This window comes from Flavobacterium sp., from assembly GCF_024710485.1.
In the GTDB taxonomy this organism is placed as follows: domain Bacteria; phylum Bacteroidota; class Bacteroidia; order Flavobacteriales; family Flavobacteriaceae; genus Flavobacterium.
Map to the genome: position 1 here is coordinate 31888 of NZ_JANJUQ010000038.1, position 19188 is coordinate 51075.

General features: G+C 38.4%; 17 protein-coding genes. 8 read left to right on the forward strand and 9 right to left on the reverse strand.

Annotated features, from left to right (window positions below):
* The first annotated feature begins 1 nt into the window (after nt 1).
* Nucleotides 2–1168: an 8-amino-7-oxononanoate synthase gene (locus Q0M21_RS10070; protein ID WP_367273724.1), complete on the forward strand. Its 1167-nt coding sequence runs from the start codon at nt 2–4 to the stop codon at nt 1166–1168.
* Nucleotides 1169–1262: 94 nt separating this feature from the next.
* Here Q0M21_RS10070 and Q0M21_RS10075 read toward each other — a convergent pair whose 3' ends face one another.
* Nucleotides 1263–1637, reverse strand: a complete 375-nt coding sequence (locus Q0M21_RS10075) for a DUF4345 domain-containing protein (protein ID WP_295337750.1) — start codon at nt 1635–1637, stop codon at nt 1263–1265.
* 175 nt (nt 1638–1812) lie between these two features.
* The gene (locus tag Q0M21_RS10080; protein WP_295337752.1) at nt 1813–3717 is read right to left on the reverse strand and encodes an ABC-F family ATP-binding cassette domain-containing protein; all 1905 of its coding nucleotides are present in this window, start codon (nt 3715–3717) and stop codon (nt 1813–1815) included.
* A gap of 100 nt (nt 3718–3817) precedes the next feature.
* On the opposite strand from Q0M21_RS10080, the gene Q0M21_RS10085 reads away from it, so the two are divergent.
* A complete protein-coding gene (locus Q0M21_RS10085; RefSeq protein ID WP_295337754.1) occupies nt 3818–4204 on the forward strand; it encodes a DUF983 domain-containing protein in 387 nt (128 codons plus the stop codon).
* On the opposite strand, the gene Q0M21_RS10090 is transcribed toward Q0M21_RS10085, so the two are convergent.
* From Q0M21_RS10090 to topA, 7 genes are all read right to left on the reverse strand, one after another.
* Nucleotides 4191–5237, reverse strand: coding sequence for an FAD-binding oxidoreductase (locus tag Q0M21_RS10090; protein WP_295337756.1), 1047 nt, complete (start codon nt 5235–5237; stop codon nt 4191–4193). The two genes, Q0M21_RS10085 and Q0M21_RS10090, sit on opposite strands and share 14 nt — an antisense overlap.
* A gap of 65 nt (nt 5238–5302) precedes the next feature.
* The gene (gene gldN, locus Q0M21_RS10095; protein WP_295337758.1) at nt 5303–6217 is read right to left on the reverse strand and encodes a gliding motility protein GldN; all 915 of its coding nucleotides are present in this window, start codon (nt 6215–6217) and stop codon (nt 5303–5305) included.
* A gap of 45 nt (nt 6218–6262) precedes the next feature.
* The gene (gldM, locus tag Q0M21_RS10100; RefSeq protein ID WP_295337760.1) at nt 6263–7810 is read right to left on the reverse strand and encodes a gliding motility protein GldM; all 1548 of its coding nucleotides are present in this window, start codon (nt 7808–7810) and stop codon (nt 6263–6265) included.
* 50 nt (nt 7811–7860) lie between these two features.
* Nucleotides 7861–8496, reverse strand: a complete 636-nt coding sequence (gldL, locus tag Q0M21_RS10105) for a gliding motility protein GldL (RefSeq protein WP_295337761.1) — start codon at nt 8494–8496, stop codon at nt 7861–7863.
* Between the two features lie 56 nt (nt 8497–8552).
* On the reverse strand, nt 8553–9968 hold the full coding sequence (gldK, locus tag Q0M21_RS10110) for a gliding motility lipoprotein GldK (protein ID WP_295337763.1): 1416 nt from the start codon (nt 9966–9968) through the stop codon (nt 8553–8555).
* Nucleotides 9969–10225: 257 nt separating this feature from the next.
* Nucleotides 10226–11377: a formimidoylglutamase gene (locus Q0M21_RS10115; protein WP_295337765.1), complete on the reverse strand. Its 1152-nt coding sequence runs from the start codon at nt 11375–11377 to the stop codon at nt 10226–10228.
* Nucleotides 11378–11380: 3 nt separating this feature from the next.
* Nucleotides 11381–13897, reverse strand: coding sequence for a type I DNA topoisomerase (topA, locus tag Q0M21_RS10120; protein WP_295337767.1), 2517 nt, complete (start codon nt 13895–13897; stop codon nt 11381–11383).
* Between the two features lie 330 nt (nt 13898–14227).
* Here topA and miaB point away from each other — a divergent pair, with 330 nt between their 5' ends.
* The 6 genes from miaB to secG are packed head-to-tail and all read left to right on the forward strand — an operon-like array spanning nt 14228 to nt 19186.
* Entirely contained in the window at nt 14228–15676 is a 1449-nt protein-coding gene (gene miaB / locus Q0M21_RS10125; protein WP_295337768.1) for a tRNA (N6-isopentenyl adenosine(37)-C2)-methylthiotransferase MiaB, read from the forward strand.
* Between the two features lie 33 nt (nt 15677–15709).
* Nucleotides 15710–16081 (forward strand): GxxExxY protein, encoded by a 372-nt coding sequence (locus Q0M21_RS10130; protein WP_295337770.1) that lies wholly within the window; start codon nt 15710–15712, stop codon nt 16079–16081.
* Nucleotides 16082–16134: 53 nt separating this feature from the next.
* The gene (locus tag Q0M21_RS10135) at nt 16135–17397 is read left to right on the forward strand and encodes a sigma-54-dependent Fis family transcriptional regulator (protein WP_295337772.1); all 1263 of its coding nucleotides are present in this window, start codon (nt 16135–16137) and stop codon (nt 17395–17397) included.
* Nucleotides 17398–17455: 58 nt separating this feature from the next.
* Nucleotides 17456–17959, forward strand: a complete 504-nt coding sequence (locus tag Q0M21_RS10140) for an LptE family protein (RefSeq protein ID WP_295337774.1) — start codon at nt 17456–17458, stop codon at nt 17957–17959.
* A gap of 51 nt (nt 17960–18010) precedes the next feature.
* Nucleotides 18011–18835: a tetratricopeptide repeat protein gene (locus Q0M21_RS10145; protein ID WP_295337776.1), complete on the forward strand. Its 825-nt coding sequence runs from the start codon at nt 18011–18013 to the stop codon at nt 18833–18835.
* 12 nt (nt 18836–18847) lie between these two features.
* Nucleotides 18848–19186, forward strand: a complete 339-nt coding sequence (secG, locus tag Q0M21_RS10150) for a preprotein translocase subunit SecG (protein ID WP_295337778.1) — start codon at nt 18848–18850, stop codon at nt 19184–19186.
* The last annotated feature ends 2 nt before the right edge of the window (nt 19187–19188 follow it).

Genomic DNA, 19188 nt, shown 5'->3' on the forward strand with positions numbered 1-19188 from the left:
TTTGTGGGGCGATTTTTTTATGTTAGACCACTATTCATTCCAAATTTACGCTAACACTTCACAGCTCCCTAAAAGTTGGGACCAAGTGGCTGTAGAAAATATTTTCCTGCAAACACATTATTTAAAAGTGTTGGAAAATTCGGCACCTACTAATATGCGGTGTTTTTACATAGGCATTTTTGAAGACACTGAGCTGATTGGTGTAGCTTTAGCACAATACCTCGATTTAAACAAACTCGAATCCTTTGGAGAGCGCGACAAATGCATTAAAACGTATGTTCGGAATTTTATCTTTAAAAACTTCGCTTCACATGTATTGTTTTTAGGCAACAACATGATTACCGGTCAAAACGGTTATGCCTTTTCCAAGACGGTCGATTTCAAATGTATCAGCGATTTGCTTTTAGACTGCTCTGCTGCAATTATTAAATATTTCAAGCAAAAAAATATCACTATACACATAGTCTCGTTCAAAGATTTTTACGAGCACTGCTCCGAAGAACTGAAAAAGTTTGGCTTTGCGACTGTGTATGAATTTAAAACGCAGCCCAATATGATTTTTGAGTTGCCCAAACATTGGCAAAACAATGAAGATTATATAAGTGCTTTTTCTAAAAAATACCGCGACCAATACAAAAGAGCACATAAAAAAGCGGACGGTATTGCAATTCGGGAGTTGTCTCTTGAGGAAATCACAAGCTATGAAGAAAGAATTTACGAACTCTACCATCATGTGGCTAAAAATGCGCCTTTCAACACGTTTTTCCTGGCAAAGAGCCATTTTTCCGTGTTTAAAAAAAACTGTGGCGACCGTTTTCGTTTGACAGGCTATTTTTGGGAAGAAAAACTAATTGGGTTTCATTCTCTGTTGCTTAACGGCGATGTTTTAGAAACCTATTTTCTGGGTTACGACGAGCAAATCCAGAAAGAAAAAATGTTGTACCTGAATATGCTGTACAATATGACGCAATTTGGCATTGAAAACCAATTTAAAAAAATCATCTTCGGCAGGACCGCCTTGGAAATCAAAAGTTCTATTGGTGCGGAACCGGTAATGATGTCGGGGTTTATTTACCACACCAATACTTGGATTAACAAACTTATGCCTAAACTGTTTCCGCAATTGGAACCAAGCTTAGCCTGGCAGCAAAGACATCCGTTTAAATAATCCAAAACTCTGAAACTTAGCTATCACCAGCAAAAGGTTTAACTTTTATGAAAAGGCACTTCTTTCGTTAATTTAGTATTTGACAAGAAATAAATCAGTTGGATTTTTTAAGTTGCCCATAAGCGTAAACGGCCAAAGTTAATTCGCCAATAGTGCCCAAAAGCAATACTACCGATGGCCTACCGTCGGTGGCAAAACTGATTAAACGTCCTAATCCCAATCCGAGCATAAAAAGCATATTCGATATCGTGGCAGCTTTCCAATAAGAGGATTGTTTGAGTCCGATAAACCAAAAAGCGGCAAAGCACAAATACAAGCCCATAATAGCTTTGTAAATATTGTTTTCGTCTGTGGTTTGGGTTGACATCTCAAAAAGGAAATCGGGCTGAAAACCGTAGATCAAAGCAGCTGCTGCGACCACAGGTATGGAAATGTAAAGGTGTAAATTTTGGCGCCAATTGGTTTTCATGCTATAAAAGTACGAAAAGTTGAACTACTACTGCCCCAGCCCGGATGGCAGTGGAAAGCTTTTTGCGGCAACGACTTTACATTTTAAAGGGTTTCAAAGCGACCAACGGAAGCTCTTGAAACCCTTATAAAATGATGTTGTTGGCGGAAAAACTTGGAACGAAAAGCCGGATAAGCTACAAATTATCGATTTCGGTTTGCACGGCTTCCCAGTCTTCGAGCAATTGATCTAGTTCGGCTTTCTTTTTATTATACGCCACAAAAAAGTTTGCGTTTTCGATGTGTTTGTCGTAATTCGAAGCCAATTCTTTGTCGTCGTTTTGGATGTCGATTTCGAGTTGTTTGATTTGACTTTCGATTTTACTGAGGCGATTTTGCAGCGATTTGCTCTTTTTTTGGTCTTCGTATGATAGATTTTTAGCGGTTGTTTTGGTTTCGACTACGACGTCTTTCTTTTCAATTTCGCGCATGTTGCTAGCGTTGCGTTGCTCGAGGAAGAAGTTGATATCGCCCAAATATTCCCTGATTTTTTGGTCTTTGAATTCGTATACGATATTGGACATGCCTTGGAGGAAATCCCTGTCGTGAGACACCAAGAGTAGCGTGCCTTCGTATTTTTGAAGCGCGGCTTTGAGGACGTTTTTCGATTTGATATCTAAGTGGTTCGTAGGTTCGTCCATCACTAAAACATTGATGGGTTGCAAGAGCAATTTACACAAGGCCAAACGATTGCGCTCACCTCCTGACAGTACTTTTACTTTTTTCTCTACATCGTCGCCACGGAATAAAAAAGCGCCTAACATGTCGCGGACTTTAGCGCGATTGCTGTCGGTTGCCGCATTGGTCATGGTTTCGAGTAAGGTTAACTCGCCGTCGAGGTATTCCGCTTGGTTTTGGGCGAAATAACCCAATTGTACATTGTGACCTAACTTGATGCTGCCTTCGTATTGGAATTCGTTTACAATGGCTTTGACGAAAGTGGATTTCCCTTGGCCATTTTGACCGACAAAGGCAATTTTACTGCCGCGTTCAACTAAAAGCGAAATGTCTTTGAGGATGACTTTATCTCCGTACGCTTTGGTTACATGTTCTGCTTCGATGACAACTCTACCCGGTGTTTGCGAAACCGGAAAGGAAATATTCATAACCGAATTGTCGTCTTCATCCACTTCTATGCGCTCGACTTTATCTAATTTCTTAATTAGAGATTGCGCCATGGATGATTTGGTGGCGCTGTATCGGAAACGTTCGATGAGTTTTTGGGTTTCTTCGATTTTTTTGGCTTGGTTTTTTTGGGTAGCCAATTGCTTTTCGCGAATTTCTTCACGCAAGACCAAATACTGCGTATACGGCTTATTGAAATCGTAGGCTTTGCCTAAGGAGATTTCTATAGTACGGTTGGTCACGTTATCGAGGAACATTTTATCGTGCGATACTATCACTACTACGCCGGGAAAGTTTCTTAAAAAACCTTCGAGCCAAATGATACTTTCGATGTCTAAGTGGTTGGTTGGCTCATCCAGCAATAGAATATCGTTGGATTGTAATAAGAGTTTGGCCAGCTCGATACGCATACGCCATCCGCCGGAAAACGTATCGGTTTGGTTGTTGAAATCTTCTCTTTTGAAACCAAGACCTAAGAGAATTTTTTCGGTATCGCCCACATAATTGTAACCTCCCAAAATTTCGTAATGGTGTGTTACATCGCTTAATTGCTCAATTAATTCGGAATAGCTTTGGCTTTCGTAATCGGTTCGGGTAACCAATTGGTGGTTGATTTCGTCGATTTTGAGTTCAGCTCTTTTGATTTCTTCGAAAGCTTGGTAGGCCTCTTCGAGTACGGTTCGGCCTTTAACAAAATCAATATCTTGGCGAAGAAAACCAATTTTCACCTCTTTTTCGGTGGCAATCTGACCGGAATCGGGTTTGAAATCGCCGGCTAAAATTTTGAGCATAGTCGATTTTCCCGCGCCGTTTTTCCCAACCAATCCTACTCGGTCGCCGGCACCTAAACGAAAGGTTACTTCTTCAAAAAGGTAGGTTCCGCCAAAAGAAACCGATAAATTGTGTATGTTTAACATAATGAATTGTTACAAAAGTTACAGCCAAAAGATTTCTAAAAAGTACCTTTGTAGACCCAAAGCCAAAGTGCTGAAAAGTTCAAAATAAAAATTTTTGCAAATGTTAAAAAAAGGATCCAAACTAAATAGCATTTTAACAGGAAGTTGTCCGAAATGCCAAGAAGAAAATATGTACGTTGACCCGAATCCGTACCATCTAAAAAAGATTTATGAAATGCATGAAGAATGCAGTCATTGCGGATTGCATTACCAAATTGAGCCTTCGTTTTTTTATGGTGCCATGTATGTGAGTTATGCTTTGACTGTAGCGATTGGTGTTGCAGCTTTTATTATAGCCAAGGTTTTTATTGGCTTGGATTTGATTGCTTCGTTTGCGGCTATCATTATTGCGCTGTTGCTGTTGATGCCTGTCACTGCCAGATTAGCGCGTAACATCTACATTAATATTTTTGTCCACTACGACAAAGAAGCGGCTAAAAAGAAGTAATATACCTTCGGATATCAACACTTTTGTCTAATGGCTTTTGGCTTTCGATATACTCGAATAAATCCAAAGCCATTGCGGGCGCCAGCATTACACCTCTGGTTCCTAAGCCATTTAGAATATGCATATTTTTGTGTGACGGATGAGTTCCGAGTAACGGCCTTCTGTCGTTAACTGTCGGGCGAACCCCTGCGAAATGCGAAACAATTTCGAATTCGCATTGGAGAATTTCCCGGATGCGCTCGACCAATTCTACTTTACCTTCTTCGGTAGGCAAATCGGTTTTGTCCTCCCAATTGTATGTGGCGCCGACTTTAAACAAATTATTCCCCAACGGTAAAATAAAAATGCTGGTGTTGATAATCACATCTATATCTAAATCGGGTGCTTTGATAATAAATAGTTCGCCTTTAGTCCCATCTAGCGGGAGGTTTTTGAAATACGGATTGGCGTGCATGCCGAACCCTTCAGCAAAGACAATGTGTTTGGCTTGAAAGTCCTCATATAACGCCATATTATCTGTAATTTGAAGCTTCTCGTATAGGAAAGCATCCGGCACTAAAATAGCTAATGATTTTAGATACGATTGATAAGCATTTAAAAAGATATCGGTATCTAGATAACCGGTGTGCAATACTTCACCGTAACCAAAAGGAGAATCAATGGCTTTGTATTTTTTATGAACTATAGTTGTGGAAAGGAAAGGAGATAAAGAAGGTTTATCAGAAGCGGCAAACCAATTGTTTTGCTCTTCAACAGAAAAGAACTTGCGATAGATAGGCATTTTAAAATCAACTTGTACCTGCAGTTTAGCTTCTATTTGCGCATAAAACTGGTTGGCTAATGCCAATTGACGTTCTGCATCCCAAACTTGGCTAAAACGCTTTAATATAACCGGATTGTATAAACCTCCAGCCACTCGTGATGAGTTTTGCGATTGGTTGTCAAAAACCACAAAAGACTTTTGATTTTGTATAAGTGTTTCAGCGAAGGCAATACCTGCCAAACCTGAGCCTACAATGATATAATCGAGCATAATTTTGAGCTAAAAAAAACTCTCACCAAAAATGATGAGAGTTTTGTATGATTTATGAAAAAATCTTAGTAGTTCCACATATCAGATTCGAAGCTGCGAATCTTTTCTTTGATACGTTCAGATTCTAATAACTGCATTTGAGCATTGTCTTTCATGTAGTCGGCTACCTGACGGTCTCCGTATACATTCTCTTCTTTGTAGATTACACCGTTGAATCTTCGAGAGTTCAATAAGTGATCAAAGGTAATAGGCATAGCAGAATTTTTGTCATTAAATGCTTTTGCTTCGTGCAGTATATCTCTGATAGCTGGAAAATAAACCCAAAACAACTCGATAGCGTCTGCATTCTCTTTCCCAATATCTCTTGCCTCAGGAGTTACTGGGCAAATACCTAGCAGTCTGTATTTCAACTCACCTTGACGTTTATCAAAATACCAATAACCTTTGATTTTGAATCCGGAAATATCTTGCGCTGTAAGATCTCTTTGATCAATAAACTGTTTGTCTAATACTTTTCTACCGGACATGTAATCATCATAGTAATTGTTGATTTCGTCTTTTCCGGCATCAGTAGTATCGATAAAGGTTAAGGAAGGTCCAACGTCTTTGAAAGTTTTTTTAGTGTTAAAATAATCATCAGCGTAAACTTCAGTTATTTTTCCACTCTTAACTCCTTTCAATAAAACATCGAATAAAGATCTTCTATCTTTACCAACAAAAGCAGTATCAATAGGATAATACAAAGGAAAATTAATTCTTTCATCAATATCGATAAACTCCCAAATTGTTTTACCCATCAATACATCTCTATCATGAACATAACCATACGGAAGTGGCTTATCATTATCAGAAATTAACTGAGCAGGAGTTTTCTTTCCTATTTCATCAGGTGTTTTTGCATTGAGCAAATTAGATTGTGCGAAAGAATTCACACTCAATACGGATACAAAAACTATTGACAAAAGATTTTTAATTTTCATAATGCTGTTATTTAAGTTATTTAAGTAGGATTATATCAACTTAAATTATTGTATTTCGTAGGCAACAGGAGCAGCATCTTTAGTTACGATGTTTGCTGAAGTACCAATGATTTTAGTTTTAATTTCAGAAATAATAATTTGGTCTCCTCTTGAAGCTCTGGCTAAAGCAGCTTTACACTGTGCATTAACACGATCTCCATTAACAATAATTGCAGGTTGACCAGGAACTTTAAAAGTAAATCGGGTAACTTGGAACTGTAAGTCATACAAGAAGTCTTGTAATTCAGCCGTCACTTGAGAAACCTCTAAACGAGATTTAGCTCCTTTCACTACACCAACTTGCTTTCCGATGGCTCCTGCCGGTGCAGGGATGTTTTTAATACGGAATACTTTTTTATCTGTTACCGTTTTACCGTCAGTCATTTTACCGCTTACAGAAACTGTAACTTCAGTACCAGATCCAGGATTTAAGTTATACTTACCAGGACCTCCGGCTTTAGTTAAACCAGGAGCTGAGGCAGTAACAAAATTGTCACCGATTCCAGCAAATGAAATAGTCATTGGGTTTGGTAACCCTCTATAGACAACGTTCATTTTGTCGGCAGAAATGTTAGCTGAGTTTGGTCTAGGTACTACAATGTAAGAACCTTCAAATTTCAAAGGAATAGATTTACCATCTTCTAAGAAAGTAAATGTACCGCCAAATTTTTGCTCTCCGATAGAACCGGCAGTCATCGAAATAACAGCTTGACCATTCTCAATTTTACCCGGACCGTTGAATGAGGTTGGTTTAGTATTAGCATCATACTTACCTAAAACTACTTTACCAGTTACTTGCTCACCTTGGAAATAAACGTTTTTATCTAAAGCAACAATAGCCTGGAAATTTTTCATAGACGCTGCTTCCTTAAAGGTGTTACCCATCAAAACATTATAAATTCCTGACTCCATAGTTTTGATGTCATTTTGAAGTGCTGACAATTTAGTTAATGAGGCAATCGCTGGGAAACCTTTGTAATGGTAATCTAAATATTTCTTAGTTACACCATCACCATCTTTAACATCTTTAGTAGAAAACTTAGTTTCCAATTCTTTGATGATAGGTTGGTATTTCACATCGTTACCGAAAATTGATTTCATATCAGCAACAAACTTATCAAACTTTCCAACGATTTCTTTTCCTTTAGGAGAATAACCGTCACCTTCAAACCAAAGCTCATCTACTTTATCACCTTTGTCCATAGCTTCGTAAGGTAATTTCCCGGTTTTTTCATCTAATTCAAAATCGGCTGAAATATCTTTCTTCAAGCCACCAATAAAGTTAAAGAACTCCTCTGACAACTTAGAAACCTTTTTTGCTTTATCGTTTGGTTCAGAGAATTTTAATGGGTCTTCACTAGCTTTAGATTCTAAGAAAGACAATAATTTTTTGTTGTACTCTGTGGTTGACACATTGGATGTATCAAACTTTTCATTCATAAGTCCGAAAGCAGACAATACTTCTTTGGACATATTCAATGCTAACATCGCGATGAAAACCAAGTACATTAGGTTAATCATCTTCTGTCTAGGGGTTAGTTTTCCTCCTGCCATTTTTTCTAATTAGTTATTGTTTTGTTAATAAAATATAGTTCAAAAACTAATTATCCTTTGTTACTCATTGCAGATAACATACCACCATAAACATTGTTCAACGTTTGTAAGTTTGATGTTAAAGATTGCATTTGATCTTTTAATTTTAAATTGTTTTCTGCAACTTCATTGTTAATTTGAGCATTTCTCTCAGCACTTTGCAATTGAACTTGGTATAAACCATTCAAAGTTTCTAACTGAGTTGCAGCTTTAGTCATTTCTTCAGCATATTTTTTGGTTGAAGCAACCGAATCAACAGTAGGAGAAATAGCTTTAGCCGCTCCTTCAAAATTTTTGATACTGTTTCCTAAGCTTTCCATCAATTGACTATCGATTTTAGCTTCTTTCAACATATTGTCTAATTTTTGTGATAATAATCCTTGAGCATCTTTAGGATCTTCAGCTTTTTTATCTCTAGGTCTAGCTTCACCACCAGCTAATTCTGGGTATACTAAAGACCAATCTAATTCTTTATCAACAGGGTCAAATGCAGACAATCCGAAGATTAATGCTTCTGTTCCTAATCCAACGATAAGCATAACACTTGCACCTGGCCAGTGCATCAATTTGAATAATGCTCCAATAATTACAACAGCCGCTCCCATACCGTAAGCGAAATTCATTGTTTTTTTGCTTAATAATGCCATAATAAATAATTTTTTTTTAGTTAGTTAAGTTAAATATAATTAAGTTGGTTTTGAAATTACTTTCTAGGTGCTTTACCATTTTTAGTTACTTGAGTTCCCATGTAATCTTGAACTGTTCTGAAGCCAATGTAACTTCTGGCTGTATCAGCATATTCAAAATCTCTGGTACTCACTTGCAAAAAGTAAGCGACATCTTTCCATGAACCTCCGCGAACTACTTTTCGCATGTTTTTAGAATCACCTACAGTTGGGTTCATGGTTGAAACATATTCGTAAGCCGCTGCATCATAGGCTGAATCAGTCCACTCCGCTACGTTACCTGACATGTTATATAAGTTGTAACCGTTTGGCTCGTATGATTTGGCTTCAACAGTGTATAAAGCTTGGTCAGCAGCATAATCTCCTCTATTAGGTTTGAAGTTTGCCAAGAAACAACCTCTGTCATTTTTAGCATAAGGACCACCCCAAGGATAAGTTGCAGACTCTAAACCACCTCTGGCAGCATATTCCCACTCAGCTTCTGTAGGCAATCTAAAAGAGTTGATTAAATCCGGTCTGTTCTTTTTCTTTTTCGATTTGATGTAAGCGTTTTTATTTAAAGTTCTCCAAGCACAAAATGCTTTAGCTTGCTTCCATGACACACCCACTACTGGATAGTCACCATAAGCTTGATGCCAGAAATAATCATTGTGCATTGGCTCGTTATAAGAATAAGCGAAATCTTTAATCCAAACTGTAGTATCAGGATAAACTTCTTGTTGTTCTGTTCTGATAAAAGAACTTCTTTTCCCTACTTTAGCTTTTGCAGCCGCTTGAATATCCATCCAAGAGTAACGGAACTTTAATTTTCTAACATCAATCGTTCTCAATCCGTTGAATGATTCCGCCAAAGGCAAATACATACTATCCATTACTTCAGAATAATATTCATCCGGATATTTACTAGTATCTGTAATTAATTTTACTTTTCTGTTTAATCTTCTACCGGCATAAGGATCATCATCAGTCCCAACACTGTAATAATTCTCATACATGTATTTGTCATAAGGAGTCATTTTAGCAGGATCTGTATCGTTAAAGGCAAAATCACCAATACTTCCGGCATTTTTTCCGCCTTTACCCCCTGAACCGGCTGTTTGACCAACCTCGTCTGCCAAGATAGCTAAACGAACCCTGATTGTAGAATCTTTAACCCATTCTACAAATTGACGGTATTCGCTGTTGGTAATTTCAGTTTCATCCATGTAGAACGATCTTACGGTTACCGTTTTGGTTGGCGCATCTTGTACATTAGCCAAATCATCATCTGATTTACCCATAATGTAAGCTCCGCCCGGAATCAAAGTCATACCAAACGGCTTCTCTGGATGCCATTTCTTTCCTTTAACTCCTACTAACTCACCTTTGTCGCTTGATCGTCCACAGCCCGTTAATAAAGCTAAAACTGATGCGAATGCAATGACTTTCTTCATATAAATTGGGGTTATTTGAATTTTTTATTTTTAAGGGCGTAAACCTATTTATTATTTTTCAAAAAAGCAATTAAATAATATTAAATTTTACCCAGACTAATTTCTTACCACACTTTCACATTCCAAAAATAGAATAATAAAAGTAAACAAAAAAACATTTTATCGATAAAATACACATTTTTACTGATAAAATGCATGTTTTTGTATTTTTTGTAATCTAAAGACTACATAATATATTATTATTACTCTCTAAATAATTACAAACAATTTTTTCTTTGTGCTTTCCACCATCTTTCCGGTATCTCGTGATTACACGCAGCCAGATATTCCTCATGCGAACACGGTAATAACGTGTTTTTTTTCAATTTATTGTGTTGTCCTGCGAAAAAATTAATTTCAATCCACCAACGATCCGTTTTGTTGCTCTTGTAAAAAACCAATTCTTCACTTTCTAAAGGAACAATGTATTTTAAATAGTTTTCTTTAGTTCCGAATGGATATTCATTAGAACGAAAATTAACTCCTTCCATGAAATACCAGATCGATTGTGCAATTAACACTGCCTCTTCTTTAGTGTTATTGTGATTGAAAACACCAAACGAACTCACCTTATCACTAATCCCGGCATATCGGGTTAAGCTGCAAATTTCTTTACCATTAAAACCATTTGGGATAAAATTAATCAAATTCCCTGAATCTGAGGACTTTACCGATGTTAAATCCAAACAAACAATATCAGCATCTCTGAAAACCGGTTCTGAGAGTGCAATATTGTTGGAAATTTCACCTAAGCGATAAGCATCGAAATATAATTTTTCAATCAAATCAATTTCTTCTTGTGAATTGAAATACGTTTGATAACCGATATTACAATAATTGAATAAGTTGTTCGGCTCGTCTAATACAATCTTTGACAAATAAGAATCGGAGGTTATGCCGTCTTCTTGTTTGCCGAAATCAAATTTACTATCAATAGCCACCAAGTTCACCATCTGCTCCAAACTATCGTAAGCCCTGTACAACGGATAAGTCAAATCTTGTGAACCACCTATTATGATAGGTATAACACCTTTGCGAATTAATTTAGCTGCCACTTTTTGCAAAGCAAAATAAGTATCCTCTAAAGAGTTCCCGGGATAGATGTCGCCCAAATCAGCGATAGCACTTTGCCAATTACCGGGAAACAAACTATACAATTCTTTTCGAACGGCATTCAAATTCACTTCTTCGAAAGCCTTTGTGTTGCCGCGATTTTCTAAAACACCAACAACGGCAATCTTAATCAGATCCAAATCAGGAAAATCTTTATCGGTATGGAATGACACTTTACTACCAAGATGCTGTGAAGACAGACCTTTTATATATTGTATAATTTCATTGTCAACCGGTGAAAGAAAATCAAATTCCATAGGTTACTTTTTTTTGGCGGTTGTTTTTTTTGCGGTTGCTTTTTTGGCCGGATCTTTTTTGGCAGCAGTCTTTTTCTCAGGGGTTTTCTTGGCAATCATTTCTTGTACTTGCTCCAAGGTTAATTTGGCAGCATCAACATCTTTATTCAATTCGATTTTGATTTTTCCTTTGGTGATGACTGATTTTCCCCAGCGGGCTTTTTCCACCAAAATACCTTCCTCTTTCCAATGATGTATGACTTTATCAATGTCTTTCTGTAACTTCTCATCGATTAATGTTTCGATATCAGATTGCGATAGGTTATTGAAATCGTATTTTTTATTGACATTGATAAACATGCCATTCCACTTTAAGAACGGACCAAAACGACCAACGCCCTTTTGTACGTCCATATTTTGATATGTTCCGATTGGCGCATCAGCTTTGGTTTTTTCATCAATTAATTCCTGTGCTCTTTCCATAGTCACATCCAAGGGATCTTCGCCTTTTGGAAGTGAAATGAATTGTTTGCCGAAACGAACATAAGGTCCGAAACGACCGTTGCTCACTTCAACTTCTTCTCCGTTATAGGTACCGAGGTTTTTCGGCAACAAAAACAAATTCAGCGCTTCTTCCAGAGTAATATTACCGATGTTTTGATCTTGACGCAAACTCGCAAATTGTTTGTTTTCGTCTTCTGCATCTCCAATTTGAGCCATAGGCCCGAATTTCCCCAAACGCACCGATACCGGTTTACCCGTTTTCGGATCAGCACCTAAAATGCGCTCACCGCTTTCTCTGTCGGCATTTTTCTCTACTTCAATTACATTCGGATGAAACTTGTTGTAGAAATCCTGCATCATTTTAGCCCAATCGATATTTCCTTCAGCTATTTCGTCAAAGTCTTGCTCTACTTTAGCGGTAAAATTGTAATCTAAAATGGCTTCAAAGTTCTTTACTAAAAAGTCGTTTACAATAGTTCCGATATCTGTTGGTACCAATTTTCCTTTATCGGAACCGGTGTTTTCTTTTAAAATCTTTTCGTCGACTTTACTGTCTTTTAAAGTCAACTGTACATATTTTCGTTCTACACCGTCTAAGTTACCTTTCTCAACATAATTTCTGTTGATGATGGTAGAAATAGTTGGCGCATAGGTAGACGGACGACCGATTCCTAATTCCTCTAACTTCTTCACCAAAGAAGCTTCGGTGTATCTTGACGGCGGACGCGAATATCTTTCGGTCGCAGTGATATTATTATTGTGTAATTTTTCGTTAATCTTTAAAGCCGGCAACATGCCTTCTTGTTCTTCATCGTCGTCGTCGTTACCTTCTAAATAAACTTTTAAGAAACCTTCAAACTTGATGACTTCACCGGTAGCTTGGAATACTTCCGAATGGTTGTTGGCTTCTATCTTTACAATGGTACGTTCCAATTCCGCATCAGCCATTTGAGACGCTAAAGTTCTTTTCCAAATCAGTTCATACAAGCGTGCTTGGTCTCTTTCAACGTTCACGGTGTGACGCGACATGTCTGTCGGACGAATAGCCTCGTGAGCTTCTTGCGCACCTTTGGATTTGGTATTGTAATTTCGAGGCTTGCTGTATTCAGCTCCATAGTAACTGGTGATTTCTGCTTGAGCCGCGGCCATGGCTTCTTGAGACAAGTTTACACTGTCGGTTCTCATGTAAGTAATGAGTCCGGCCTCGTACAACCTTTGAGCAATTTGCATCGTAATGCCAACCGGAAAATACAATTTACGTGCTGCTTCCTGTTGCAAAGTGGAAGTGGTAAACGGAGCTGCAGGAGATTTTTTGGTTGGTTTGGTTTCCAAATCGGCTACCTTGTATATAGAGCCAATGTTTTTTTGCAAAAAGTCTTCCGCTTCTTTTTTGGTAGCGAAGTTCTTCGGCAATTTGGCTTTGACTACTTTTCCGGCTTCATTGGTAAACTCGGCTGTAACCGAATACGAAGCTACTGCTTTGAATTCTTGAATTTCTCTTTCACGCTCAACAATCAAACGAACAGAAACCGATTGCACACGTCCGGCCGATAATCCTCCTTTGACTTTTTTCCACAATACCGGCGAGAGTTCGTAACCCACCAGTCTGTCCAAAACACGACGGGCTTGTTGCGCATTGACTAAGTTGTAATCGATGCCGCGCGGGTTTTCAATCGCTTTTTGAATAGCGGTTTTGGTAATTTCGTGGAAAACAATTCTTTTGGTTTTAGCCTTATCTAATTTCAATTCTTCCGCCAAGTGCCAAGAAATGGCTTCTCCCTCGCGGTCCTCATCGGAAGCCAACCAAACGGTTTCCGCATTTTTAGACAAATCTTTCAGTTTTTTGACCAGAGCTTTTTTATCAGAAGACACCTCATACTTGGGCTTAAACCCGTTGGCAACGTCTACTCCTATTTCTTTGGAAGGTAAGTCGGCTATGTGGCCGTAACTCGACTCTACCTGAAACTCACTTCCGAGAAATTTTTCGATTGTTTTGGCCTTTGCCGGCGACTCCACGATAACTAAATTCTTTGCCATATCCCGATTGTTTACGCGGACAAAAGTAAACGTTTTTTTTAAAATATCGATTTAGTGCAACTTTTTAACGGTGATTGACCCATAAAAGAAATTGACACCTTAATATATAGGTAGTCTTTTCACAAACTTTTTTCGAAGTCAACCGAGACAAAAGACAAAGCCTATCTAGCCCCGATGGAAGCGGCGCCGTGCAGAGCGTACAGCGGGAACAGGGATTACTAATACACCCAAACCATTCGCTCCAAAACTTTTGTTAAACCGTTTCTGCCATCTTGTCAGATTTCCGAATTTAGTATTATCTTTGCTGTCCGATTAAGCGAAAATCATTTTATGGAAAAGGAAATTGACGAGAAAAAACAAGGCACCAGCTTGGTTTTAGAACACAAAGAAGGCAATAGCAAAAAACTATTTATAGAAAGTTACGGTTGTGCGATGAATTTTTCGGACAGCGAAATTGTAGCGTCCATTTTAACCGAACAAGGGTATAATACCACTCAAAAGTTGGAAGAAGCCGATTTGGTTTTGGTGAACACTTGTTCCATCCGAGACAAAGCGGAACAAACCGTGCGCAAGCGTTTGGAAAAATATAATGCGGTAAAACGCAGCATTAATCCGGGCATGAAAGTGGGCGTTTTGGGCTGTATGGCCGAGCGTTTGAAAAGTCAATTCCTCGAAGAAGAAAAAATCGTAGACATGGTGGTTGGTCCTGACGCTTACAAAGACTTACCGAATTTATTGAAAGAAGTCGAGGAAGGTCGCGACGCTATTAACGTGATCCTTTCCAAAGATGAAACCTACGGCGATGTTTCTCCGGTGCGTTTGAACAGCAATGGCGTGAATGCTTTTGTTTCGATTACACGTGGTTGCGACAATATGTGTACGTTTTGCGTGGTACCGTTTACCCGCGGTCGTGAACGCAGTAGAGAACCGCAAAGCATTATGGCCGAAATCCAAGATTTATGGGACAGAGGTTTTAAAGAAGTTTGCTTATTGGGTCAGAATGTGGACAGTTATTTGTGGTACGGCGGCGGTTTGAAGAAAGACTTTGACAAAGCCACCGAAATGCAAAAAGCCACTGCCGTTGATTTTGCCCAATTGTTAGAGATGTGTGCCGTACAATTCCCTAAAATGCGTTTCCGTTTTTCGACTTCAAATCCGCAGGATATGCACGAAGAAGTGTTGCATGTGATAGCCAAATACAACAATGTTTGTAACTATATTCACTTACCGGTGCAAAGCGGAAGCACTAGAATTTTAAAAGAAATGAACCGCCAACACACCCGTGAAGAATACATGGAATTGGTGGATAAAATCAAACGTATTATTCCGGATTGCTCCATTTCGCAAGACATGATTGCCGGTTTCCCGACAGAAACTGAAGAAGATCACCAAGACACCTTGAGTTTGATGGAATATGTGGAATACGACTTCGGCTATATGTTTGCTTATTCCGAAAGACCGGGTACTTTGGCGGCGCGTAAAATGGAAGATGATGTTCCGGAAGAAGTGAAAAAAAGACGTTTACAAGAAATTGTAGACTTACAACAAATATTAAGCGAAAAAAGAACCAAGCGTTTCTTGGGCCAAACTGTAGAAGTATTGATAGAAAAAGAATCTAAGAAATCTGACAAACACTGGAGCGGCAGAAACTCGGAGAATGTAGTGACTGTTTTCCCGAAAGAAAATTATAAAGAAGGTGATTTTGTGTTAGTAAAAGTAACCGATTGTACAACAGCCACATTGATTGGTGAAGCGGTTGGGTACAGTCCGATGCAATAGATTGGCCACGAATTACACAAATTCTCACTAATTATGGAGCTGTATAAACAAGAAGAAAACTATACCATAGTTGGTCTTTGCATGGAAGTCCATCGCCTTTTAGGTCCGGGTTTGTTAGAAATTGTATATAAAGATGCTTTGGAAATTGAATTTAAAAACAACAACATTCCTTTTGTAAGGGAAAAAGAGTTTTTAATTGAATATAAAGGGAACGTACTTCCTCATAAATTTTACGCTGACTTTATTGTATTTGATGAAATTATTTTAGAAGTAAAATCGGTTAAAGAAATTAATAACGAGCATATAGCGCAAGCACTAAACTACATGAAGCTGGCTGATTCTCAACTCGGAATCATTGCCAACTTTCAAAACAAATCACTAATCCACAAGAGATTAGTTCTTTAGCGAAATTTTAATTTGTGAAAATTAGTGCAATTCGTGGTGAAATAATAAACAACATGGAATCAGTTCAAAACATAAAACAACGCTTTGAGATTATCGGGAACGACCCGAAACTCAACCGCGCCATAGAGAAAGCCATACAGGTTGCTCCGACTGACATTTCGGTATTGGTTGTGGGTGAAAGCGGCGTGGGTAAAGAAAGTATTCCCAGAATTATCCATTCGCTGTCTCACAGAAAACACGGCAAATACATCGCCGTTAACTGTGGTGCGATTCCTGAAGGAACCATTGACAGTGAATTATTCGGACACGAAAAAGGGGCTTTCACCGGCGCTACCAATACCCGTGAAGGTTATTTTGAAGTAGCCGATGGCGGTACCATTTTCTTGGATGAAGTGGGCGAATTACCGCTAACAACGCAAGTTCGTTTGCTGCGTGTTTTAGAAAATGGCGAGTTCATAAAAGTAGGTTCTTCGCAAGTACAAAAAACCAATGTACGTATTGTAGCGGCCACCAACGTGAATATGTTTGATGCGATTGAAAAAGGAAAATTCCGCGAAGATTTGTACTATCGTTTGAGTACCGTTGACATTACTTTGCCACCGTTACGCGATCGAAAAGATGATATTCACCTGTTGTTTAGAAAGTTTGCCGCCGATTTTGCCCATAAATACAAAATGCCTCCCATTAAGTTGAGTGATGAGGCTGTTCAATTCTTACAACGCTATCGTTGGAGCGGTAATATCCGTCAGTTGCGCAACGTAGCAGAACAGATTTCGGTTTTAGAAACCAATCGCGACATATCATTGGCCACATTACAATCCTATTTACCGATGGAGAGTAACCAATTACCTTCTGTGGTTGGCAGTAAAAAATCGGACAGTGATTTTGCCACAGAACGGGATATTTTATACAAAGTGCTTTTCGACATGAAGAGTGATTTGAACGATTTGAAAAAACTGACTTTAGAACTCATAAAAAACGGTGCTAAAGTGCAGGATATTAATCCGAGCTTGATTCAGAAAGTCTACGGCTCTAAAGAGACAAACAACGAAATTGTATTCGAAGCCGAACCGCACATCAATGTGATTCCCACTCAAAATCAGTCGCAACAAGAAGAGTTTGAAGACGAAGACGACACTAATTACTTGATGGCTGAAACCGTTGACGAAGAGGAAACCCTTCGATTGGAAGCCAAGGAACTGGAACTCATCAAAAAAGCGTTGGAACGAAACAAAGGCAAGAGAAAAGCGGCTGCAGACGAATTGGGAATTTCAGAGCGAACATTGTATCGAAAAATCAAACAGTTTGATTTGTAATACTTGATACTCTCGCAAAATCCAAATATTGGTTATATTTACCCTCGAAAATAAATTCATGAAAAGTATAAAATTCATTTTACCAGTTCTAATTGCATTCAGCCTAAGTGGTTGTGGCGTCTACAATTTTACAGGAGCCAAACCGGTTAACGCAAAGACCTTTCAGGTAAATTATTTCCAAAATAAAGCCGAATTAGTAGAACCCGGAATTGAAAGAACTTTCACCTTGCGTTTGCAAGATTTAATTCAGAACCAAACCAACCTGAATTTAACCAATTCCAATGGTGACCTGTTATATGAAGGGGAAATTGTTGAATTTCGAATAACGCCGATGACCGCAACTGCCGAACAAAGAGCTGCCCAAAACCGCTTGACTATCTCAGTAATGGTTCGATTTTCAAACAAAAACAAAGAAGAAGATAACTTTGAAAAAAGATTTTCCTTCTTTTATGACTACGGCGGTTCGAGTCAGTTGGTTGGCTCACAATTAACCGATGCGTTAGACGTTATTTTCGAACGAATCACACAAGACATATTTAACGAATCACTAGCCAAATGGTAAAAACAGTTCGTCGCTTTTATAACTTTACAAAGTAACTGACACCAGATAATTTTGAACCTAACCGATTATACATACTTACTCAACAAACCCGAAGCCATCAACGATAGGCATGCGGAAACCCTGGACCAAGTACTAAGGGCTTTCCCCTATTTTCAGAGTGCACGGGTGTTAAAGTTGAAGCACTTGTACAATCAGGATAGTTTTAATTACAATCATGCGCTGAAAGTATCGGCTGCTTACACCACGGACAGAAGTATTTTGTTCGACTTTATCACTTCGGATTCCTTTGTTTCGGTGCAAAAAGGACATTACGAGAAAAAGTTGGAAGAATTGATGAACATCAAGGTAATCGGATTGGAAGAGGTAAAAGTTGCTTATCAGGAACCAACAGTGAATCCGTTAGAACAATCCATACTGACTTCTATCAAAGAAGCCGGCATTGATGAAACACAAAAAGTGGAAGAAAAACTGGAATTGGGTAAACCATTAGAGTTTTCTAAAAATGAGAAACACTCGTTCCAAGAGTGGTTGCAATTATCCCGATTAAAACCTATTGTTCGGGAGGAAACTGCACCAAAAAATGCTCCAGTTGAAGAAGCCAAAAAGAAAAAATTGGAATTAATCGATAAATTCATTGAAAACAATCCGAAAATTATTCCGGTGGCCAAAGATGCTGTAGTCGCAACTATAGAGCCATTTTCAGAAGACACTTCCCATCTAATGACCGAAACTTTGGCTCGGGTTTATTTAGAACAAAAAAAATATTCGAAAGCAATTCAAGCTTATGAAATATTAATTTTGAAATATCCGGAAAAAAGTAGTTTCTTTGCAAACCGAATTTCGGACATAAAGATTTTACAACAAAATAATAACTAATTATAATACATTATGTTTACCATCTTTTTAGCATTAATAACCTTGGTTTGTTTTTTATTGGTCATTGCCGTTATGGTTCAGAACCCTAAAGGTGGCGGTTTGTCTTCATCATTGGGCGGTTCGCAAATGTTAGGCGGTGTTCAAAAAACAACAGACTTTTTAGATAAAAGTACTTGGACGTTAGCTGCGGTATTGATTCTTTTGATTTTGTTATCAAGTTTGAGCTTCCCGGGAATGGGCGGTGGTCAAACCGATTCTAAAGTAATCGACCAAACTGAGGCTGTAGCACCTAAAACAGCTACAGAAGCCCCGGTATCCACTCCGGCTCAACCAACAGAAGAGAAAAAATAAAC